Consider the following 21,579-nt stretch of genomic DNA (forward strand, 5'->3'; position numbering starts at 1 on the left):
CGTCAAGCGGCCTCGTTCAAACGAAGGCCTTGGCAACGGCAAGACGGAGGCTCAATGTACCGACGCCGCTCAGCCTGTCGATCGAAGGGCGGTCAGGGGCTCATGATACGCAGCATCTTTCAGAACTTGGCGCGGCGCTGGAGCGAGCTTTCGCTCGCTGTGCAATTCCTCGTTGCCGGCGGTTTTGGCCTTCTGGTCGTCATGCTGCTGGTGGGTGCCTGGGTGACGACGCAGATCCGGGACGGCGTCACCCGCAATTCGGCCGCCACGACGGCGCTTTATGTGGACAGCGTGATCGCGCCGCTGCTGCCCGACCTGCGCAAGAGCGAGGAGCTCAGCGACTCCGTCAAGCAGGCGCTCGACGAAACGCTCGGCCAGGGCGCGCTCGGCAAGCGCCTGGTCTCGTTCAGGCTCTGGCGCCGCGACGGCACCGTGCTCTATTCGAAAGACTCCTCCTTGATCGGCCGCCGCTTCGATCTGAACGACCACCTGCGTTCCGCCTTCCAGGGCAACGTCGCTGCCCAGTTCGACACGTTTGACGAAAACGAAGAGAAGGAGCGGGCTTCGGGCGAACCGTTGCTGGAGATCTACAATCCCGTGCGCGAACCCTGGTCCGGCGATGTGGTGGCGGTCACCGAATTCTACGAAATCGCCACCGATTTCAAAGCCACGCTGGCCTCCGCCCTGCTGTCGAGCTGGCTGATCGTGGCCGGCACCACCTTGACGGCATTCCTGCTCCTGTCGGGGATCGTGCTGCGCGGCAGCCGCACCATCGACGACCAGCGCGGAGCGCTGCGCCGCCAGGTGTCGGAGCTGCAGGGCCTAGTGGCGCAGAACAGCGCCTTGCGGCAGCGCGTGCAGCGGGCGTCCCGCCGCGCCACGGCGCTCAATGAAAGATATTTGCGCCGCATCGGCGCCGACCTGCATGACGGGCCGGCCCAACTCGTGGCCCTGGCGGCGCTGCGCATGGACAGCCCGGTGTTTACCGGCGATGACCATTGGGAGGGGAACCGCGCGACCGAAGTGGCAATGATCCGCAAGACGCTCGAGGATGCGATGCAAGAGATACGCGGCATCTGCAACGGCCTTGTCCTGCCACAGATAGAGACGGCCGGGGCAACGGAAATATTGCGGCTGGCCGTCAAAGAGCACGAGCGCCGAACCGGAACGTCGGTGGCGCTCACGCTGCCAGGGCAGTTGCCCGAACCCGGCGCTTCGGAGAAGATCAGCATCTATCGTTTCGTACAGGAAGGGCTGAACAATGCCTATCGCCACGGCCGGGGCAAGGATCAGGCGGTGGCCGCCGGAATGAAAGGCGGCCGGCTCTTCGTCGAAGTATCGGACGGCGGGCCAGGCTTCGACCCGGCGACACGGGTCGAGGGATTGGGGCTCGCCGGCCTCAGGGAGCGGGTCGAAAGCATTGGCGGCCAGTTCGAAACCTTGACCGGACCGCAAGGTACGCGCTTGGTGATCAGTTTATCGGTTGAGGAGCAAGCATGACCGAGACCATTCGTATCGCCATCATCGACGATCACCCGCTCTTTCGGGAAGGCGTGACGCGCAGCCTGTCGGAGATCGGCGGCTTCGAGATGGTCGGCGAAGGCGCGACCGCGCAGGACGCCGAACGCATCGCGTCGACGGCGCGGCCCGACATTCTGCTGCTCGACATCTCCATGCCGGGCGGCGGCCTGACCGCGGTCGCAGGCATCCTTGCCAGCCATCCCGCCCAGAAGATCGTCATGCTGACCGTTTCGGAGGCCAATGCCGACGTGACCAAGGCCCTGAACGCCGGGGTACACGGCTATGTCCTCAAAGGTGTCGGGTCGCGTGCGCTCGCAGACATCCTGCGCAACGTGGTGGCAGGCGAGAGCTATCTTTCGCCGATGCTGTCGGCGCGGCTGCTTTCGGATCTCCAGTCCCAGCAGCCCGCCGACGGCATGGCGGACCGGCTGCGGCAACTCACGGAGCGGCAGAGCGAGATCCTTCGGCTGGTGGCGGAGGGGCTCAGCAACAAGGAAGTTGCCCTGCGGCTGGATCTGCAGGAGAAGACCGTCAAGCACCATATGACCGGCGTGCTGTCGAAACTCAACGCGCGAAACCGCACCGAGGCGGCCCTGATGATGCGTGAGTTTCGCGACCGCGACCGGAACCGCGCATAGACGCCGTCGCTATGCCGGCGCCATGCGGGAAACCGCGCGAGAGCATTTCACCGTTTCAAGGAAACGGCGAACCGCTCTATCTCTTTGTTTTAACGCAATTCCCAAGGGAAAGCGCTACGCGCTTTTCCCGAGAAAACCGTGTCACACTTTTCCTGGAATTGCTCTAGCTAGGCCGGATAAACGAGGTCACCTCCGCCGGGGGCGGCGGAGGTGACATGCGAAGCCGGCCGTTGCCTGTTGACCAGCTCCACAAGGCCCGGATTCACAAAGCATTAAGACGTTTGACATCGGCCGGCGTGGCCGGGCGGTCGACGATCGTTCGGTCGAGCGCATCCTGCATTCTGAAACGGCCGTTCTCGATCTTTTCCGTCAAGCCGTCCGGGTGCTCGACCGTGATCGTGCTGCCATTGATGTCGACCTTGTCGCCGGTCGCCGCGTTGACATGGCTGCCGCTCTGGCCCTTGCCGGAGGCGGCGCCGCCTTTTCCGGAATTGCCGCCGCTATTGCCGTTGCCGTTCCCGCTGTTGCCATTGCCGCTGTTGCCGCCGCTATTGCCACCACCGTTGCCGCCTCCACTACCACCGCCGTTGCCACCGCCATTACCGCCGCCATGGCCACCGCCGGCGGCCTGTGCGCTAGCGGCGTCGATTCCAAGGGCGGAGCCGTGAAGGGCAATCTGATAGGGGGCGAGAGTCAGCGCCAGGAAAGCCGCCGATCCGAGCGTCAGCCGTCGGCAACGGGCCGTGATCGATCCGTACATCCTGATCTCCGTCGATTGAGCCGGCGTGCCCATCCCAACGTTGCAGTGCAACCAACATCGCCGAAAGACGTGGTGACCGGAAGCAACCTCCGACCGTTGCGTTTGTCACCCAAGACCTTTGCAAGCGCAAGCTTGGACTAAAGTCCCATCTCGGATGCCTGAGAACCCGCCTCGCGGGCAATGGAGCGGCCGCGCCGCGCACCACCGCCGACGGGAGACAACAGCCGTCGAGCCTGAAGGTCACCTCTGGCGGGAGTGGCGGAGGTGACAGAAAGAACCCCTTGCCTGGCCTGTTCAAGAACCCATTTCGCGGCTCCCCGGCACAAGCGGATACGGCCGCCTTGCCGGCCTTCGCGGAATGTCGTTTAAAAGTGACTCTCATGTCACGAAAATGTGATCGGCCGACTGTAAGGGGTCGAAAGACACAAGCTCCAGCCACTCCAAAGCCAGAGGCCCCAATGACCGAACATCGCGCCCCCGACGCCAAATTTCGCACCAGCCTGCTCGAGGAAAACGACGGACCGGCCATCAATCCCACCGACAACCGCACCATGGGCGAGATCATCGCCGCGCGGTTTTCGCGCCGGGGGTTCCTGAAAGGATCGCTCGCCGTCTCGGCGATTGCCGCCACCGTCAGCCCGCTGGCACTTGTCAGCGCCGACGAAGCCCGTGCCGCGGAAGGCTCCGCCTTCAAATTCGACGAACTCGAGGCCGGCATCGATGACAAGCACCATGTCGCGCCGGGTTATGACGCCGACGTGCTGTTGCGCTGGGGCGATCCGCTGTTTGCCGATTCGCCGGAGTTCGATCCGGCCAAACAGTCGGCCGAAGCCCAAGCCAGGCAGTTCGGCTACAACAACGACTATGTCGGTTATATCCCGATCGACGGCTCGGCCGAGCATGGCCTGCTGGTGGTCAACCACGAATACACCAACCCGCATCTGATGTTCCCCGGCATCGTCAAGATCGTCGACAAGGACGGCAAGAAGGCGGCCGAAGTCGCGCCGCTCAGCAAGGAGCAAGTCGATGTCGAGATGGCCGCGCATGGCGGCACCATCGTCGAGATCCGCAAGGTCTCGGGAAAATGGCAAGTGGTGCGCGACGGCAAGCTCAACCGCCGCATCACCTCGAACACCGAAATGGCGCTATCGGGCCCGGTCGCCGGCCATGACCGCGTCAAGACCAATGCCGATCCATCGGGCACCAAGGTCATCGGCACCATCAACAACTGCGCCGGCGGCGTCACGCCCTGGGGCACCTATGTGATGTCCGAGGAGAACATCCACGGCTATTTCTCCGGCGAACTGCCGGAGGGCCACAAGGAGGCCGCCAACTACAAGCGCCTCGGCATCCCTGAAGGCGCTTACGAATGGGGCGCGCATTACGACCGCTTCAACCTGGCCAGGGAGCCTAACGAGGCCAACCGCTTCGGCTGGATCGTCGAGGTCGACGTCAACGATCCGACCTCGACGCCGAGGAAGCGCACCGCCATGGGCCGCTTCAAGCACGAAGGCGCCGAATCGATCGTCGCCAGGGATGGCCGCGTCGTCTTCTATCTCGGCGACGACGAGCGCTTCGACTATGTCTACAAGTTCGTCACCAAGGGCACCTTCAATGCCAATGACCGCGCCGCCAACAAGGACCTGCTGGACGACGGCACGCTGCATGTCGCCAAGTTCGCCGAGGATGGTTCGGTGGAATGGCTGCCGATCGTCTTCGGCCAGGGGCCGCTAACGGCCGAAAACGGCTTCGCCGGCCAGGCCGACGTGCTGATCGAGACGCGCCGGGCCGCCGACCTGCTCGGCGCCACCAAGATGGACCGCCCGGAGGACATTCAGCCCAATGCCGTCAACGGCAAGGTCTATGTCATGCTGACCAACAATTCCAAGCGCAAGGCCGACCAGGTCGACGCCGCCAACCCGCGCGCCGGGAACGCCTTCGGGCACATCATCGAAATTTCGGAAGAGGGCGGCGATTTTGCCGCTGCCAAAGGCAGATGGGAAGTGCTGCTGAAATGCGGCGATCCCTCGGTGGCCGATGTCGGCGCCACCTTCTCGACGGCGACGACGGCCAATGGCTGGTTCGGCATGCCCGACAATTGCGCGGTCGATTCGGCCGGGCGCCTGTGGGTCGCCACCGACGGCCAGGGGCCGAAGGCCACCGGCCGCACCGACGGCCTGTGGGCGGTCGACACGGAGGGATCGGCGCGGGCGACCTCAAAACTGTTCTTCCGCGTGCCGATCGGCGCCGAAATGTGCGGCCCGCTGTTTGCGCCCGACGACCAGACCGCCTTCGTCGCCGTCCAGCATCCGGGCGACGGCGGCGAGGACTGGGAAGCGTTCGGTCGCCCATCCTATTATGAGGATCTGTCGACCCGCTGGCCGGATTTCAAACCGGACATGCCGGTACGGCCGGCTGTTGTCGCGATCACGAAACAGGGTGGCGGCAAGATCGCTGTCTGATATCAGGCGCCGGTTTGCAATTGCGGGATAGGCCTCGGCGATCCGGGGCCCATCCGGCCTGAACCGTTCAAGCCTCGGGAAAGATTGGCAATTTAGGAATGGCGCCCTAACTCTTCCTTCAGGAGACCGCCATGCCTAAGTCCGTTTATGACCGTGGCCTGCTCAAACCCGATGATATCGCCAGGCTGCAACGCGTGTTCGACGAGGCCTGCCGACGGCGCGAAGCGCGTCCCGAATCGGCCGAGGCGCGCGAGTTGGCTCTCACCCTGCTTGCGCTCCACAATGCCGGCATGGTCGACGAGGACATGCTGATGGAAGCCGTCGGTTTCCGGCGGCTGGAATCGAAATCGGCGTGAACGCCAGGGGCAAGGAACTGCTCGGGCTTTTTGGGGTGGCCGGTTCCTGGCGGAATGCCGTTTCACATTTTCCTGGGGTCGCTCTATCTGGCACGCTGAGCGACAGCCACATTGATCGTGCTTCTAAGTCTGAAGCCGATGGATTCGTACAGCTTTATCGCGCCTGTGTTGGTGGCATATGCGTGAAGATAAGGGATTTCGCCGCGGGCTAAAATCTGATTCGCGACGAACACGGACAACAGCCGGCCGAGGCCGGCGCCGCGAAACTCCGGATGCGAACACACGCCGCTGAGTTCGCTATAGCCAGGCTGCTTCATGCGCTCGCCGGCCATCGCCACCAGCCTGCCCTCGACCTTCACGCCCCAGAAGTCGCCGAGGCTCAGCGCCCCTGACGTGAACGGGCCGGGCTTGGTAAGCGTGGTCAGTGCCAGCATCTCGGCCACATCATCGTGCGTCAGGCGCTGCACGCGCTCATCAGACACGGCCTGCACGGGCGCGTCGGCGAGCATCTGAACGGCGGTCGCCGACAGTGTTGCCGAGAGGCCGGCCGGAAGGACAATCGCGTCGGCCTGTAGCATGATCACGCTTTCGCTTGGATCGACAAGGTCACTGAGCGCCCGCAGGCTTTCAGCATCGTCCGCTGCGGTGGCGGCAAAGAGGGCGATCGACGGCGAATAGCGTCTGGCGAGTTTGCCGCCTTGCGCGAAAGCCCGATGCCGCGTCTCCAGCGCGCTCCAGACGGGCCGGTCGAGAACATGTTTCATTGCGCTGCCCCTTTTTTCACGCGCCGATCGAGCGGGGCCATGGCCAGGCCGTCCTCGATGGCGGCGAGTTGATCGAGAAGCGGCCCCGAAAGATCCCGGCACAGATCCGCGACGGCGCGCTCGATGCGCGGCCAGACGTCCCGTTTCGCAACGTCGACCAGGCGCTGGCCCTTCCTGGTCAGCGAGACCATCTTGCGCCGCTGGTCGCCGTCCGACTGGATGGCTTCGACCAGGCCCAACTCGGCCAGAAGCGACACGCTTCGCGTCACGCCGGGCTGCGTGAGCCCGAGCGACTGCGCCAGTTCGCCGACAGCCAATGGCCCCAGCCTGTCGAGCGCGGCCAGCAACGGGTACTGGCTCGACTGAAGCGGAACCTCCAGGCCATCGAGCACGCGCTGCGCATCGGCCTGCAATTGCTCGCCTATGCGCTTCAGCCGGCTGCCCAGGCAGAGATATCCAAGGGATCGCAGAACATCTTCCATGATCAATCCGTTCGATGCATAACCATAACATGTTATATAACAAGGCAAGTAAATAAGTCAAGGCGATGGCGGACAGACGAATATCGACGTTTTTCCGTCGCCTCGACCTGAATCAGCCCGATGCGCCGGATACGGAGGAGGAGCCGGCAATTCGCCTGGCGATCGCCTTGGCCAGTATGGCGGCATTGGCGAAACAGCCGCGAATGCTCGGCCGCATGCCGGTGAACCAGAGGCCCGGCAGTTTCGGATCGGCCTCGCCGCCGTTGAAGAGCGGAACGCCCTTGCTGTCGAGCACGCCGAGATTGCCGACCATGCTTTCCAGCCCGGTGCGGTAGCCCGTCGCGGCAATGACGATGTCGGGACCGATCAGGCTGCCATTGGCCAGGATCACGCCGTCGCGGGTGAACTCTCGTATCGCCGGCACCACGACGATCTTGCCCGATTTGATGGCGTCGACGGCGCCGTCATCGGCGGCGATCGCGGTGTAGTCCGAGGTCAGGCGGCTGACGCCGCCCGACGGCGCGGGCGGCATGTCGAATTTGGTGAGGTCCCCGAAAACCAGGCGCTGTGTCGCCGCGATCACCGCATCGGCAATGCGGGTCGGCAAGCGCGCCATGAGCGGCGAAAGCCGATGCACGGCAATCTTGCCGATCCGCTTGGGCAGAAGGGCGGGTCCGTTGCGGGCCGACAGCCAGATCGCGGACGTATCCACGTCGGCCAGATGATTGAGCGCGTCGAAGCCCGAATTGCCGGCGCCGACGACCAGCACCTTCTTGCCGGCATAGGTCGTCGCGTCGCCAAAATCCGCCGAATGGACGATCCGGCCCGCGAAGGCCTGCATGCCCTTCCACTGCGGGGTGAAGGGCTGCCTGTCGCGGCCGGTGGCGACAACGACATGACGCGCCAGGCGCGGCCCGGCGCTGGTGCGTATGGCCCAATGATCGCCCCTGAAGACGATGGTCTCGACGGCAACGCCAAACTCCACCGGCAGGCGGTTCGTCTCCCTGAAGTCGTTCATGTGGCGGATGACGACCTCCCTTGGCGGAAAGGCGGGTGTACCCGTGGGATAGGCAAGGCCGGGCAGCGTGGAGAGATCGCGGTGGGTGTTGAGACGCAGCTGCCGGTGCCGCCGATGCCAGGGCTCGGCCAGCCGGCTTTCCTTTTCCAGGATCGACGTCGGCACGCCGGCCTTCATCAAAGCCTGTGCGACAGCCAGTCCGGCGGCGCCGGCGCCAATGACGATCGCCGGCTCGACCGCCGCCACCTGTTCCATCATCTGTCTGGTTGTCGTATCAGCCATTCACTCTTCGGTCCCGTTCAACCACAATAGCATCCCCGCAAGGCTCGCAGGGCGCTGTAACCGTCTGATTGCGGGCAGGATCCCCGATACAGCGGATCGGCAGCGATTTTCGAGGCCCGCGCCAAGCTGCGGCTGCGCTCCGGAGCATTCCACCGCCACGCCGGCCGCAGCCGATTGCCGGCTTCTGTCCCAATACATCGCGCCCTATATGGCATATCGGCGGCATCGGCGATAATCAGGTCGCGGCAATGTGATTGATTCGAGGTCCGGGGGCGGATCCCGTTACCGACGCAGGAATTCGAAACCGGCAACCGATTTCGGCTTCCCGCGAAAAAACAAGGCGCCGTGGCGCGTCCTGCGTGTCGACAGACACGTCGCGCCACAGACGGCACGCGGAAATCTCGACCATGCCCTCCTTGCGGATCTATTTCGACAAAATCCTTGAGGGTGCCTCGCCCAAGGTCGAGCGCCAGGAACTGACGCATGTCGAACGCCTGGAGATCGTGCGCCGCCACGGCGATTTCTCGCTCGCCTATTCCACCGCCGTGCAAGCGAAGCTCTCCTATTTTGGCGACGCCAACGGCTACATCGCCTTCGGCACCAAGATGAAGCATCATTTCGCGCTTGGCGACCCGGTGGCGGCGCCGGCCCGGCGGCCCGACTACATCAGGCGCTTCGTCGAGACCGCCGGCGACCCGTGGTTCGTGCAGATCGGCGAAGAGACCGCGCGCGTGCTGGCCGGGCTCGGCTACAAGGTCAACCGGCTGGGCATCGACACCCGCCTTGTCCTGCCCGAACATGATTTTTCCGGCAAGCGCAACGAGACCGTGCGCTATTCCGAACGCTGGCTTTCAAAGAAGGGCTTTTCGTTCGACGAGGACAAACGCACGATCCATCTCGACGAGATACAGCGGCTCTCCGACAATTGGCGCGGCGACCGCATCGTCAAGCGCTGGGAAATGGGGTTCCTCAACCGTCCGTTTTACGATCAGCTCGGCACCGATATGCGCCGCTTCGTCCTGCATGGCCCGGACGGCGACCTTATTGCCTTGCTCGATTTCGATCCGATATTTCGCGACGGCAAGGTCATCGGCTACACCACAGCCTTCAAGCGCAAGCATATCGATGCCTCGCCGCACGCCGAGATCGGCCTGACCAAATTCGCGGTCGACCGTTTTCGCGAGGAAGGCATCTCAGTGGTCACGCTTGGCCTGTCGCCGCTCGTCGACGTGACCCAGAGCGGGTTTGCCGAAAGCGATTTCTGGCGCAACACCTTCCAGCGCACCTATTCGTCGCCATGGGTCAACCGCCGCAGGTTCAACCTGCAAGGCCAGGCGGCCTTCAAGCGCCGTTTCCATGGCGTCGAAGAGCCGGTCTATGTCGCCTTCCGCAAGGGGACTTATATCGAGATGCTGGGGCTGCTACGACTGGTCAAGGCGATCTAGGTCTGCCGCTATTCAAGTGATGCCGGCCCGGCCTGAATCTCGACAGACCTGCCCGTGAGTGCCCGCCTCAATTCCTCAGCCGATAACCCGTCCGGAAGATCCAGGCGACGATCGCTATGCAGACGGCCAGGAACACCAGCGTCATGCCGAGGCTGACGCCGACCGAGACATCGGCCTTGCCGTAAAAACTCCAGCGGAACCCGCTGATCAGATACACCACCGGGTTGAACAGCGTGATCGTCTTCCAGATGCCGGGCAGCATGTGGATCGAATAGAAGCTGCCGCCGAGGAAGGTCAGCGGCGTGACGATCAGCAGCGGCACCAGCTGCAGCTGCTCGAAACTCTTCGCCCAGATGCCGATGATGAAGCCGAACAGGCTGAAGGTCACCGCCGTCAGGATCAGGAAGGCCAGCATCCAGAACGGGTGTTCGATGTGCAGCGGCACGAACAACGAGGCGGTGGCCAGGATGATCAGGCCGAGGATGATCGACTTGGTGGCCGCGCCGCCGACATAGGCGATGACGATCTCCAGATAGGAGACCGGTGCCGACAGAAGCTCGTAGATCGAGCCGACGAATTTGGGAAAGTAGATGGCGAAGGAGGCGTTGGAGATCGACTGCGTCAGAAGCGACAGCATGATCAGCCCCGGTACGATGAAGGCGCCGTAGCTGATGCCGTCGATCTCGGTGATGCGCGAACCGATGGCCGAGCCGAAGACGACGAAATAGAGCGATGTCGAGATGACCGGCGAGACGATGCTCTGCAGCACGGTGCGAAAAGCACGTGCCATTTCCATCCGGTAGATCGCCCATACAGCGCGAAGGTTCATGGCTCCCTCCTCACCAGATTGACGAAGATCTCCTCGAGCGAAGAGTTCTGCGTGTCGATGTCGCGGAACTGGATGCCGCCGGCCTCGAGGTCGCGGATCAGCGAGGCGACGCCCGGCCGCTCGGCCTGGTTATCATAGGTGTAGGTCAATTGCCCGCCATCCGGCGACAGCTCCAGCGCATAGTGCGAGAAGGCTTCCGGGATCGTCGTCAGCGGATTGCGCAGTTCCAGCACCAGCCGCTTGCGGCCGAGCTTGCGCATCAGTTCGGCCTTGTTCTCGACCAGGATGATCTCGCCGCGGTTGATGACGCCGACGCGGTCGGCCATCGCCTCGGCCTCCTCGATGTAATGGGTGGTGAGGATGATGGTGACGCCGTCCTCGCGCAGGCGGCGCACCATCGCCCACATGTCCTGGCGCAATTCGACATCGACGCCGGCGGTCGGCTCGTCGAGGAACAGGATGCGAGGCTCATGCGACAGCGCCTTGGCGATCATCAAGCGCCGCTTCATGCCGCCCGAGAGCGTGATCGCCTTGGCGTCCTTCTTGTCCCACAGCGACAGGTCCCGCAGCACCTTCTCGACAAAGGCGTGGTTTGCCGGCTTGCCGAACAGGCCGCGGCTGTAATTGACCGTGGCCCAGACGCTCTCGAAGGCGTCGATGGTCAGTTCCTGCGGCACCAAGCCGATCAGGCTGCGTGCGGCGCGGTAGTCCTTGCCGATGTCGTGGCCGTCGACGATGACCGTGCCGGTCGAGCGGTTGACGATGCCGCAGACGATCGAGATCAACGTCGTCTTGCCGGCGCCATTGGGGCCGAGCAGCGCGAAAATCTCGCCGCGCTCGATGTCGAGATTGACTTCCTTGAGCGCTGTGAAGCCGGTGGCGTAGGTCTTGGAGACCCCGGAAATGGTCAGGATGGAGGGCATGAGTGAAAAAGGCTGCTTGAAAGAGATTTTTGTTGCGCTGAATGTCGGTGCGCAGGGCCGGAAGTCAATGCCGCTCCTGACAATTCTGGACAAAGCCATGCCATTCCGGGCGACATGCATGGCAAAAAAAGCGCCGGCCCCGGGCGGACCAGCAGTGTTTGCTTCTGGATAGTGCCTATTCGTGCGAAAAGAGCTTCCGGTCCAACGCTCGCTGGCTGTCCTTGACGTAGAATTTGTCGTCAGCCGCCAGCCTGCCAAGCGCCGCCGATCGGCGTGTGCGCGAAGCCGTGATCAGTCTGAAGATGCGCAAGTTCGCGGACGCGCTTGGCGAGGTACCCGAAACGACGGCGTAGAGCCGCATGCGTCATATTGGCGGGGCGCTGCGGCGTTCCGCCTCGCGGCGGGAAGCCGCTTTGACCGACCGGCGAGACGGGCCTATCTTTCGCGAATATTGGAAGCAGCCGGAGCCTGCCATGGACCCGCTCATACTGTCGCGCATGCAGTTCGGCGCGAATATTTCGTTCCACATATTGTTTCCCGCGATCACCATTGCGCTTGGCTGGGTGCTGCTGTTCTTCAAGCTGCGCTACAACGCGACCAATGATTCCGCCTGGATGCGGGCCTATTTCACCTGGGTGAAGGTGTTCGCGCTGTCCTTCGCCATGGGCGTGGTCTCGGGCGTCACCATGAGCTTCCAGTTCGGCACCAACTGGCCGGGCTACATGGAAACGGTGGGCAACATCGCCGGGCCGCTGCTGGCTTACGAAATCCTCACCGCCTTCTTCCTGGAGGCGGCCTTCCTCGGCATCATGCTGTTCGGCTTCCGCCGGGTGTCGAACCGCATCCACACGCTGGCGACGGTGCTGGTGGCCGGCGGCACCACCGTCTCCGCCTTCTGGATCATCGCGCTCAATTCCTGGATGCAGACGCCGACCGGCTTCGAGATGATCGACGGCAAGGCACACGCCGTCGACTGGTGGGCGATTGTCTTCAATCCGTCGATGCCCTACCGGCTGGTGCACATGCTGCTGGCGTCGGGCCTGACGGTGTCGTTCCTGATCGCCGGCCTTTCGGCGCTGCGCTACCTCTATGGCGACCGTTCGGAATCGATGTGGAAGGCGCTGCGCACCGGCGTCTTCACCGCCGCGATCCTGATCCCGATCCAGATCCTTGCCGGCGACCAGCATGGGCTGAACACGCTGGAACACCAGCCGCAGAAGATCGCCGCGATGGAGGCCAACTGGAACACCGGGCCCAACGTGCCGCTGGTCCTGTTCGCACTCCCCGACGAGGCGGCAAAGGAGAACAAGTTCGAGATCACGATTCCGGATGGGGCGAGTCTGATCTTGCGGCACTCGACCAGCGGCGTGGTGCCGGGGCTGAACGACTATCCCGGCAATCATCCGCCGGTCTTTCCGATCTTCTGGAGCTTCCGCATCATGGTCGGCACCGGCCTGCTGATGCTTGTCGTCTCGTGGTCGGCCGCCTTCTTCCTCAAGCGCCGCCACAGCCTGCCGAAACCGCTCGCCTTGCTGATGGTGCCGATGGCGCTGTCGGGCTGGCTGGCGACGCTGGCCGGCTGGTACACCACCGAGATCGGCCGCCAGCCCTGGCTGGTGACGGGCGTGCTGAAGACCGCCGATGCCGTCGGTCCGGTCGCCGGCAGCCATGTCGCGCTGACGCTCGCCATCTATCTCATTCTCTACGTGCTTTTGCTGATCGCCTATCTCGGCGTGCTGGTGCATCTGGCGCTGAAGGCGGCGAAGGACGGCGATAGATCGCCGCTGCCGGGCGTGCTCAACGCACCGATGTCGCAGCCGGCGGCGGGGGAGTGAGAAAATGACCTACGACTGGCCAACCCTGCTTCCCCTCATCTTCGCCGGCCTGATGGGCCTCGCCATCCTGATCTACGTCATCCTCGACGGTTTCGATCTCGGCATCGGCATCCTGTTCGCAGCCGCCGAGGATGCCGAGCAGGACACGATGATCGCCGCGATCGGTCCGTTCTGGGACGCCAACGAGACCTGGCTTGTGCTGGCCGTCGGCCTGCTGCTGGTCGCCTTCCCGATGGCGCATGGCGTCATCCTGACCGCGCTCTACATCCCGGTGTTCGTGCTTCTGGTCGGGCTGATCCTGCGCGGCGTCGCCTTCGATTTCCGCGCCAAGGTGCCGACGGAGCGCAAGCACCGCTGGAATCGTATTTTCTTCCTGGGATCCATCATCGCCTCCCTGGCGCAAGGTTATATGCTTGGCGTGTATGTGCTCGGCCTCGATGTCGGCCTGGGCGGCATGGCGTTCGGCGTGCTGGTGGCTTTCTGCCTGGCCGCCGCCTACGCGGCGATGGGCGCGGCCTGGGTGATCTACAAGACCGAAGGCGAGTTGCAGAAGAAGGCGGTGCGCTGGCTGCGCACCGCACTGGTGCTGACCGCGCTCGGCATGGTGGCGGTGTCGCTGGCGACGCCGTTTGCCAGCCCGCGCATCTTCGACAAATGGTTCGTCTGGCCGCAGATGCTGTATCTCTCGCCGCTGCCTATCCTGTCGGCGCTGCTGTTCCTGTGGCTGTGGCGGCAGACCTTCCATCTGCCGAAGCCCGACGACCGCCATGCGCTGACGCCGTTCCTGACCTTGGCCGCGATCTTCATGCTCGGCTTTGCCGGCCTTGCCTGGTCGTTCTATCCGTTCGTGGTGCCCGACAAACTGACCATCTGGCAGGCGGCCTCGGCGCCGGAAAGCCTGGCCATCATCCTGGCCGGCACCGTGGTGGTGCTGCCGATCATCATCTTCTATTCCTTCTATGCCTACCGCGTGTTCGGCGGCAAGGCGACGGACCTGACCTACGACTGACGCACCGGCGCCGGTTGCCGGAGTTTCAGATCAGTCCGGAATCGCGTGCCGCCGCCGTCGCCTCGCCACGGGAAATGGCGTCCAGTTTTCCCAGAACCGCCGAGACATGGTGATCGACCGTCTTCGGCGAAATGGCGAGGTGCTCGGCAATCCGCTTGTTGGAGAGGCCGCGCTCGATCAGTTGCAGCACTTCCATCTGGCGCTGCGTCAGGCCGGCGCTGTTGGCGCGCGTGGTCTGGCGCGGGCCGCGCGCGATGTTGTTGACGCCGTTGCGCCGCATGATCTCGCGCACCTTGTGTGCCACCGCCCCGGCGCCGAGGCGCTCGAAAATCTCCAACGCCGACCGCTGCGCCGGCTCGTCGCCCTGCATCAGCGCGAGCCCGCGCTCGAAGGAAGCGCCCATTCCGGCCCACACATCAGCCGCCCCCCGCCAGTCGCCGCCCAGCAGCATCCGGTAGGGTTCGGCCATGCCCGTGGTGTCGCCGGGGTCGCAATCCGGCGCCAGCACCTGCCGCCAGCAGGCCAGTTCGGCGAATATGGCCCGCGTCGGCGACAGACTCTCGGCAGCGTCGATCAGGTCCAGCGCCTCGTCCGTGTCGGCTTGCCCGAGCCATGCCCGCTCGGCCATCAGCAACGCATAGGGCGCCAGCCTTTGCAGTTCCCCGCCCCTTTCCAGGAAGCGCATCATCTCCTCGAAGAGCGGCGCGGTGCCGGGGTCGCCGCGCCGGACCCGCAGCCTGGCCAGCGCCACCACGGCGGGATAGCGCACAAGAGCCGTCGCCTGGTCATTGGCAAGCAGGTCGAGCGCCTCGGCCTCCGCCAAATCCCATTGTCCCTGACGCAGCCGCAGCTGGGCCAGCACGCCGCGCATGTAATCGCGCCAGGTGACGAGGTCGTTTTCGACGCAGTAGTTGATGCCGCGCTCTAGCAGGGATCGCGCTTCGCCGTAGCCGAGCTGGTTCATCTCGACACAGGCGCTGTTGGTGAAGGCGCGCGCCGCGTGCTCCTGAAAATTCTGCTCGATGGCGATTTCGAGGCTCTGGGCAAGGCGCTGACGGCCGCTGGCCAGATCCAGCCATTGCTCGGCGGATCCGACATTGTTGAGCGCGTGGCAGAAGATGTCGGGCCGGTCCAGCAGCCCGGCCAGCTTGATCGCCTTGTCTCCCAGCGACAATGCCACGTCGAGCCTTTCGGACAGCATCGCCAGCTGCGAGAGATTGGAATAGGCCATCGCCAGTTCCGGGCCGGCGGGCGCGGTCTCCAGCAACGCGACGGCCTGGGCGCCCAACAAATCCGCGCTCTTTCGATCCCCGAGCAGATAGGCGAAGCGCGACAGGCACCTGAGGCTATTGCCTTCCTTCAGCAATTTGCCCAGATCCCGCTGCAGCTTGCGCGCGTGTTCCTGCGCCGCGATGGCGTCGTCGATGCGGCCGATCAAGTGGCATTCGAAGGCATATTGCTCATAAAGCGCGGCACGCTCTTCGGCGGGCAGGCCGTCCGCCTGGCGCAGGGCAACTTCATAGTAGCCGGCGGCGTCGCGATGGGCGCCAACCCTTGATGCCTCGCGCGCCGCGAGCGGCGCCAACTCCCGCACCACCTCGAAATTGCTGGCCTCGACCGCGTGATGCACCAGACGCGCGGTGGCGATGTCTCCCCTTTCGAGCAGCGCCGACAGAGCCCGCTGGTTGAACTGCCGCCTGTGGCTGGTCGTCAGCGTCATCTCGATGGCGCGGCGGGCGATCTCATGGCGGAAAGCATAGGCATCGCCCAGATCGTCCAGCAGCCCGTTCGACACNCGATGGCGCGGCGGGCGATCTCATGGCGGAAAGCATAGGCATCGCCCAGATCGTCCAGCAGCCCGTTCGACACGCATTCGGCCAGCTGGCCGGCGCTGGCGACGCCGCACAGGCCCTGCAAGGCCCAGGCGTCGGCACGGCGCGGAAACACCGACACCGCATCCAGCATCGAACGCGCGCCGGCGGACAGCCGCTCGGCGCGCGCCAGCACGGCGTCGCGCACACTGGCGGGCGGCATCGTCTCGTTGTCGGCGCACAAAAGCTCGGTGACGAAAAAAGCGTTGCCGGCGGTGGCCCGGTAGATGGCCTCGCCATCGCGCCCGGCGCTCGCGGCCAGGGACCGCACCGCCGCCTCGCTCAGCAGCGGCACCTCGATGCGGGTAATGCTACCCGCCGGAATTTCGCCCAGCGCCCGGCGTACGCGCATCTGGCCTTCGCTGCGGTCGGTGCGCGCCGTCAGGAGCAGCAGGATATGGGTGTTGGCAATCCGCCGGCCGAGGAACCTGATGAAATCGAGGGTCGCGTCGTCGGCCCAGTGCAGGTCCTCGATCACCAGCAATGTTGGCCGGCCCTTGCTCTCGAACACTGCGAGGGCGTCGGAAAACAGGGGCAGTCTTTGGCCCTGCCGGGCATCGATCGCCTGCGGCAGCGGCCATTGCGCCTCGCGCGCCAGATCGTAGAGCGGGCCAAGCGGATCGGGGATCGACAGGTCCTCGCACGCGGAGCGCAAGATGCGCGCCCGCTCGCCGGCTTCGGCGATGAAGGCCTCGACAAGCGCCGATTTGCCGGCGCCCGCCTCGCCCGACAAGGCCGCTACGTGGCCGTGGCCGCGCATGGCTTCCGCCAACAGGCCGTCCAGGTGCTCCAGCTGTGTCTGCCGTTCCAGAAGCATCATCATCCGCTCGATTGTGGCCTGATTTGCCGTCGTGTCGCGTTCAGCCGCCACTATAGGTGGGTTCGGTATCCGCTGTGTGGCTCCGGACAACCAACGTTGCAAACATGGGGAATCGTCCCGGCAAATATGGGGAATGGTTCCGATGCGCGGGTTTGGCGAGCGTGGTCAAAGGCCCCAGCGCTCGAAACCGAGTGTCAAATCCATGAAAAAGGGAAACCCGATATGCCTCGCTATGTTGTTGAACGTACTTTTCCGGATGGTCTCAACGTGCCGATGAATGAAGCCGGCGCCGATGCGATGGGCGGCGTCATCATGCGCAACGCCGAGAAGGGCGTCACCTGGGTGCAGTCTTTCGTTTCGGCCGACAAGAAGCAGAGTTTCTGCGTCTATGACGCGCCCTCCCCGGAGGCGATCCGCGCCACCGCCCAGAAGAACATGCTGCCGGTCGACAAGATCACGGAGGTGCGGGTTCTTGACCCTTACTTTTACCGTTGATGCCGACAATGAGCATCCAACTGCCCTTCGCGGTTATGGCGGCTTGCCTGACCACGCGTCCAGCGAGGTGTGGGCGGCCTCGAGGCCGGTCGGACGCGACCCATTACTGGGCCGCGTTCTCCGGCGGGTCGCCTCGTTGCTGTTGCCACCATTGCGCCCGCGCCGGCGCCGCTTGCCTCCGCAGGGCGACTATCTGAGGCGCGACATCGGCCTGCCGGAGCTCGTGGAGCAGCTGCCGCAATACTGGGACTTCACCCGGTCGAACCGCTGATCCAGTCCAGATCCGACTTCGCAGCGGGGGCGGCAGGCCGCTCCTGGTGCACCCTCAATAATGAATGGAGAGACAATGAACATCCATCTGTGGACCAAGCACCTCATCAACCTGTCGGTCCTGTCGATCGCAGCCACGGCGGCCAGCGCCCATGACAGCGGCGCGCTGGACGAGAAGGTGCGCAAAGCCAACAGCCGTTTCGAGAACGTCGCGATGGCCACCGCGGAAGGCTATGCGCCGATCCCTTGCGCCAGCGGCATCACCGGCGGCGCCATGGGCATCCATTATGTCAACGCGGCCTACCTGAAGGACGATGCCGTCGATCTGGCAAAGCCCGAGGCCGTGATGTACGAGCCGATGGCGGACGGCAAGCTGAAGCTGGTGGCGGTGGAATACATCACCTCGAAAGGGCCGGCCTCGCTCGAAGGCCAGCTGTTCAACTTCAACAGCGCGCCCAACCGCTATGGCCTTGGACCGTTCTACGAGCTGCATGTCTGGGCGTGGAAGAAGAACCCGACCGGCACCTTCGCCGACATGAACCCGAACGTGTCGTGCGACGCGGTGACGATGAGCGACTGAACCGGATGCCGGCATCGCGCCCGGCTCCATCGCTTGTCTGACGCTTTTCCTGGAATTGCTTCAGCCCTGGTGTGGGACGATCCCAAGCGTGCCCGCGCCAGGCCAAGGACCGATCGGCGTCAGCCCATATACTGGGCTGGGGGCGGGTGGCATACCGATTGGTCCCGAGGGCGCGGGGAGTGTTAGCTCCCCGCGCAAATTTTCACCTGTTTCCTGCAAACCGCTGGATGCCTTAGTTGCTGGCCGCCTGCACCAGCACCGGCTTCTCGCTGTAGAGATTGGGAAACAGCGCCTTCAGGTTCGCCACCTTGGGCAGATCGTTGTAGGCGATATAGGGATAGGTCGGGTTCAGCGTCAGGAAGTCCTGGTGATAGTTCTCGGCCGGGTAGAAGGTCTTGCCGGTCTCGATCGTGGTGACGATGGGCTTGGGATACAGCTTGGCCTGGTCGAGCTGGGCGATGTAGCTCTGCGCGATCTTCTTTTGCGCATCGTTTTCGGCGAAGATCGTCGAGCGGTACTGGGTGCCGGAATCCGGACCCTGGTAGTTGAGCTGCGTCGGGTTGTGGGCGACCGAGAAATAGACCTGCAGCAGCTGGCCGTAAGTGACCTTCGACGGGTCGTAGGTGATCTCGACGGATTCGGCGTGGCCGGTGCGGCCGGAGCCGACCGTCTCGTAGACGGCGTCGTCCTTGGCGCCGCCAGTGTAGCCGGAAACGGCCATGCTGACGCCCTTGACGTGCTGGAACACGCCCTGCACGCCCCAGAAGCAGCCGCCGGCGAAGATTGCCTTTTCGCTGCCGCCTGCGGCCTTTTCGTCCATCGCGGGCGGCGGGATCACCACGGCGTCCTCCGCCGAGACGGCCGGCGTCAGCCAGAAGGTCGCGCCCGCCGCGGCGAGCGCGAGGGCTGCCAGCGCACCCCTGGCAAAGCCGATCGAACGGTTCTTGGTAGTGATCATGGTTGCACTCCTTATGGCTTGCATTGGGACCAGTCTATTGGATCAGATAAGACGGCGCGATCCGTGAGTTGCGAAATGGGCTCACATTCATGTGCGCCATGCACTTGCCGGACATGCACTTTACGAGAACTCCAGGGACTGTCCCCGGCTGGACAGGGAGCCCGCCAGGGACAGCGGCCACGGCCAATGTTCAGTTGGCCGGAGCCATGGCATCCGCCGCCGGCTTCATCGCGTCGGCAGCGGGTTTCATGGCGTCCGCCGCCGGCTTCATGGCGTTGTCGGCGGGCTTCATGGCGTTGGTGGCCATCGGATCGGCCGGCTTCATCGCATCGGTTGCCGGCTTCATGGCGTCGGCCGCGGGCTTCATCGCATTGGCTGCCGGCTTCATCGCGTTGGTGGCGTCGTCGGCGCGGGCGATGCCGCCGGCCAGCAGCGCCGTCGAGCACAGAGCGAGAGCGAGCGCCGGCAGCGTCAGGCGGGAAAGAACGGTCATGGTGGTCTCCTTGGGTGGGCTCGCGCTTTGGCGGCCGGGGTCTTGCGGCGCCGCTCGTGCGGCGTTGCGCAAATTCTGCGGGAGCGTGATCTTCGCTCCGGTGAACTCTAATTGGTCGCCGCGGCCAGGATCGGCCCGCCCGGCGACTGCACCAGCACGGCGGTGCTCAAGCCGCCCGAAGCCGCCGGCAGATCGAGCGCGGTGGCGTCACCGGTCCAGCTGCCGAGCTTAGTCAGCGCATGCACGACATTGGCGTGGGGCAGCGTGCGGCCGGTGTTTTCGCCGCGCGCCACCGGCACCTCGACGACGCCCTTGGTGTAGCGCACCAGCCAGACATCGGCCTTGCCGCCCGGCACCGAACCGGCGCCGATCACCGCCTTGCCGCCATCAAGCGACAGCGACGGGCCCTTGGTGTGGCCGGTGCTGGAGATCAGGCGCTGGATTTCGCCGGACGCGGCGCCGACGCCATCGGCATGGCCATTGACCACCACTTGCGGCGTGAACGGCCCGTCGCGACCGAGCGCTGGCTCGTAGCGGACCTGGCGCTGGGTGAATTCTTGCCTGCCGAAAGTGTCCTTCCAGCCGAGATAGTCCCAGTAGGTGACGTTGAAGGACAGCGCCAGCACGCCGGGCTGGTCCTTGACCTTGATGAGGTTGGCGTTGGCCGGCGGGCAGGAGGAACAGCCCTGGCTGGTGAACAGCTCGACCACGGTGAGCGGCTGCGCGGCCGCCGCACCGAGGCTAGCCGCGAGCGCAAGCGCGCCCAGGCTGGACAACAGGGCGAACCTTCCGGCTGATGATCTCGGCATCGACTTTGCTCCGTGGGGACGGCGCTGCGATGCGCCGCCGATATCCCCACTTCGCCGTCCTCCGCCGTTTCGTTACAGCGCTCACCGGTTTGTGATCGGAGCTGGAGTTCTTCCCTTCTCCCCTTGCGGGAGAAGGTGGATCGGCGCGACAGCGCCGAGACGGTTGAGGGGTGTTCCAGCGGAATGAGACGTTGGCGTTCCCTGGGGCACCCCTCATCCGACCTCGCTACGCGAGGCCACCTTCTCCCGCAAGGGGAGAAGGAAGAGGGAGCCATTACTCAGGCTTATNTCATCCGACCTCGCTACGCGAGGCCACCTTCTCCCGCAAGGGGAGAAGGAAGAGGGAGCCATTACTCAGGCTTATGCTAACTGCCCAAAACGCCACAGCGGCGTGTAGTGCATGATCGGCGGCTCGAACGTTGCGCCTTCCGCTACAAATCGTTTTCCTGCATCCAGCATGGGCTGGAAGGTATCGAGTTGCCTGGCATGCTCCAGCGTGTCCCACACACTGGTGTTGATCAGCGACGATGTCGCTTCGTCGGCGCCAGCGTAAAAGTCCAGCAGCCCGGGCATGGCCTCGATGCCGGGCCGCAGCGCTGCCTCGTCGTCCAGCATCATCCCTCGCAACAGCGCGAACTTCGTGGCATCGCAACGCAAAATGGACACACGCAGCACGGGGCCTGACATCGCGTTCTGCTCCAAGAGCCGAGATACTGGCACGTTAGACCATGCCGACCCACGCCGCCAATACCTTGCCGCTTACAGCGCTCACCGGTTTGTGATCGTGGGCTGGAGTTCTTCCTTCTCCCCTTGCGGGAGAAGGTGGATCGGCGCGACAGCGCCGAGACGGATGAGGGGTGTTCCAGCGGAGTGAGACGTTGGCATTCCCTGGAGCACCCCTTGTGTCTCTCGAATCATGCATGATCGGGCTGACGGGTGACCCGGGTCATGACCGGATC

The 21,579-nt window shown here is 64.3% G+C and carries 23 protein-coding genes; 11 read left to right on the plus strand and 12 right to left on the minus strand.

The genetic code is table 11. The annotated features are described in order from the left end of the window. Positions 1–102: 102 nt before the first annotated feature. Together X743_RS141190 and X743_RS141185 are read left to right on the plus strand one after the other, a co-directional pair. Positions 103–1,500, plus strand: coding sequence for a sensor histidine kinase (locus X743_RS141190; RefSeq protein ID WP_023768729.1), 1,398 nt, complete (start codon positions 103–105; stop codon positions 1,498–1,500). Beyond that, entirely contained in the window at positions 1,497–2,159 is a 663-nt protein-coding gene (locus tag X743_RS141185) for a response regulator transcription factor (RefSeq protein WP_023768730.1), read from the plus strand. Before X743_RS141190 ends, X743_RS141185 begins: the two co-directional genes overlap by 4 nt. 262 nt (positions 2,160–2,421) lie before the next feature. Here the strand turns inward: X743_RS141185 and X743_RS141180 are convergent, their stop codons facing one another. Beyond that, positions 2,422–2,919 carry a hypothetical protein gene (locus X743_RS141180; RefSeq protein WP_023768731.1) on the minus strand — a complete coding sequence of 166 codons (498 nt, stop codon included), beginning with the start codon at positions 2,917–2,919 and terminating at the stop codon, positions 2,422–2,424. Between the two features lie 458 nt (positions 2,920–3,377). Here X743_RS141180 and X743_RS141175 point away from each other — a divergent pair, with 458 nt between their 5' ends. Further along, the gene (locus tag X743_RS141175; protein WP_023768732.1) at positions 3,378–5,381 is read left to right on the plus strand and encodes a PhoX family phosphatase; all 2,004 of its coding nucleotides are present in this window, start codon (positions 3,378–3,380) and stop codon (positions 5,379–5,381) included. A gap of 131 nt (positions 5,382–5,512) precedes the next feature. Beyond that, positions 5,513–5,737: a hypothetical protein gene (locus X743_RS141170; protein ID WP_023768733.1), complete on the plus strand. Its 225-nt coding sequence runs from the start codon at positions 5,513–5,515 to the stop codon at positions 5,735–5,737. A gap of 83 nt (positions 5,738–5,820) precedes the next feature. On the opposite strand, the gene X743_RS141165 is transcribed toward X743_RS141170, so the two are convergent. From X743_RS141165 to X743_RS141155, 3 genes are all read right to left on the minus strand, one after another. Continuing rightward, positions 5,821–6,501 (minus strand): GNAT family N-acetyltransferase, encoded by a 681-nt coding sequence (locus X743_RS141165; RefSeq protein ID WP_023768734.1) that lies wholly within the window; start codon positions 6,499–6,501, stop codon positions 5,821–5,823. Further along, positions 6,498–6,983, minus strand: a complete 486-nt coding sequence (locus X743_RS141160) for a MarR family transcriptional regulator (RefSeq protein WP_023768735.1) — start codon at positions 6,981–6,983, stop codon at positions 6,498–6,500. Before X743_RS141160 ends, X743_RS141165 begins: the two co-directional genes overlap by 4 nt. 112 nt (positions 6,984–7,095) lie before the next feature. Then, a complete protein-coding gene (locus X743_RS141155; RefSeq protein WP_023768736.1) occupies positions 7,096–8,283 on the minus strand; it encodes an NAD(P)/FAD-dependent oxidoreductase in 1,188 nt (395 codons plus the stop codon). Between the two features lie 407 nt (positions 8,284–8,690). Here X743_RS141155 and X743_RS141150 point away from each other — a divergent pair, with 407 nt between their 5' ends. Further along, on the plus strand, positions 8,691–9,728 hold the full coding sequence (locus tag X743_RS141150; protein WP_023768737.1) for a phosphatidylglycerol lysyltransferase domain-containing protein: 1,038 nt from the start codon (positions 8,691–8,693) through the stop codon (positions 9,726–9,728). A gap of 67 nt (positions 9,729–9,795) precedes the next feature. On the opposite strand, the gene X743_RS141145 is transcribed toward X743_RS141150, so the two are convergent. Then, on the minus strand, positions 9,796–10,557 hold the full coding sequence (locus tag X743_RS141145; protein WP_013892077.1) for an ABC transporter permease: 762 nt from the start codon (positions 10,555–10,557) through the stop codon (positions 9,796–9,798). Continuing rightward, positions 10,554–11,480, minus strand: coding sequence for an ABC transporter ATP-binding protein (locus X743_RS141140; RefSeq protein ID WP_023768738.1), 927 nt, complete (start codon positions 11,478–11,480; stop codon positions 10,554–10,556). The genes X743_RS141145 and X743_RS141140 overlap by 4 nt, the downstream gene beginning before the upstream one ends. On the opposite strand from X743_RS141140, the gene X743_RS1000000172485 reads away from it, so the two are divergent. The 3 genes from X743_RS1000000172485 (at position 11,479) to X743_RS141125 (ending at position 14,324) form a co-directional block, all read left to right on the plus strand. Beyond that, positions 11,479–11,652 (plus strand): hypothetical protein, encoded by a 174-nt coding sequence (locus X743_RS1000000172485; RefSeq protein ID WP_156934540.1) that lies wholly within the window; start codon positions 11,479–11,481, stop codon positions 11,650–11,652. The two genes, X743_RS141140 and X743_RS1000000172485, sit on opposite strands and share 2 nt — an antisense overlap. 301 nt (positions 11,653–11,953) lie before the next feature. Continuing rightward, entirely contained in the window at positions 11,954–13,315 is a 1,362-nt protein-coding gene (locus X743_RS141130) for a cytochrome ubiquinol oxidase subunit I (protein ID WP_023768740.1), read from the plus strand. A gap of 4 nt (positions 13,316–13,319) precedes the next feature. Then, complete coding sequence (locus tag X743_RS141125) at positions 13,320–14,324, plus strand: cytochrome d ubiquinol oxidase subunit II (protein ID WP_023768741.1); 1,005 nt, start codon at positions 13,320–13,322, stop codon at positions 14,322–14,324. A gap of 25 nt (positions 14,325–14,349) precedes the next feature. On the opposite strand, the gene X743_RS01000000169565 is transcribed toward X743_RS141125, so the two are convergent. Beyond that, entirely contained in the window at positions 14,350–16,119 is a 1,770-nt protein-coding gene (locus X743_RS01000000169565) for a LuxR C-terminal-related transcriptional regulator (RefSeq protein WP_023768742.1), read from the minus strand. Then, complete coding sequence (locus tag X743_RS1000000173730; RefSeq protein WP_245264332.1) at positions 16,041–17,015, minus strand: AAA family ATPase; 975 nt, start codon at positions 17,013–17,015, stop codon at positions 16,041–16,043. The genes X743_RS01000000169565 and X743_RS1000000173730 overlap by 79 nt, the downstream gene beginning before the upstream one ends. A gap of 222 nt (positions 17,016–17,237) precedes the next feature. Between X743_RS1000000173730 and X743_RS141120 the strand changes: the two genes are divergently transcribed. From X743_RS141120 to X743_RS141115, 3 genes are all read left to right on the plus strand, one after another. Beyond that, on the plus strand, positions 17,238–17,510 hold the full coding sequence (locus X743_RS141120; RefSeq protein WP_013892082.1) for a DUF4242 domain-containing protein: 273 nt from the start codon (positions 17,238–17,240) through the stop codon (positions 17,508–17,510). Then, positions 17,488–17,781, plus strand: coding sequence for a hypothetical protein (locus X743_RS0137305; RefSeq protein ID WP_031258611.1), 294 nt, complete (start codon positions 17,488–17,490; stop codon positions 17,779–17,781). The genes X743_RS141120 and X743_RS0137305 overlap by 23 nt, the downstream gene beginning before the upstream one ends. 75 nt (positions 17,782–17,856) lie before the next feature. Then, positions 17,857–18,360 carry a hypothetical protein gene (locus X743_RS141115; protein ID WP_023768745.1) on the plus strand — a complete coding sequence of 168 codons (504 nt, stop codon included), beginning with the start codon at positions 17,857–17,859 and terminating at the stop codon, positions 18,358–18,360. A 232-nt stretch (positions 18,361–18,592) separates the two neighbouring features. Here the strand turns inward: X743_RS141115 and msrA are convergent, their stop codons facing one another. The 4 genes from msrA to X743_RS141095 form a co-directional block, all read right to left on the minus strand. After that, positions 18,593–19,318, minus strand: coding sequence for a peptide-methionine (S)-S-oxide reductase MsrA (msrA, locus tag X743_RS141110; RefSeq protein ID WP_023768746.1), 726 nt, complete (start codon positions 19,316–19,318; stop codon positions 18,593–18,595). 190 nt (positions 19,319–19,508) lie between these two features. Next, the gene (locus X743_RS141105) at positions 19,509–19,811 is read right to left on the minus strand and encodes a hypothetical protein (protein WP_031258614.1); all 303 of its coding nucleotides are present in this window, start codon (positions 19,809–19,811) and stop codon (positions 19,509–19,511) included. 107 nt (positions 19,812–19,918) lie between these two features. Then, positions 19,919–20,620 (minus strand): DUF1223 domain-containing protein, encoded by a 702-nt coding sequence (locus X743_RS141100; protein ID WP_031258616.1) that lies wholly within the window; start codon positions 20,618–20,620, stop codon positions 19,919–19,921. Positions 20,621–20,980: 360 nt separating this feature from the next. After that, entirely contained in the window at positions 20,981–21,307 is a 327-nt protein-coding gene (locus X743_RS141095; RefSeq protein WP_023768749.1) for a hypothetical protein, read from the minus strand. Between the last annotated feature and the right edge of the window lie 272 nt (positions 21,308–21,579).

The sequence above is a fragment of the Mesorhizobium sp. LNHC232B00 genome, from assembly GCF_000502435.1.
Taxonomy (GTDB): domain Bacteria; phylum Pseudomonadota; class Alphaproteobacteria; order Rhizobiales; family Rhizobiaceae; genus Mesorhizobium; species Mesorhizobium opportunistum.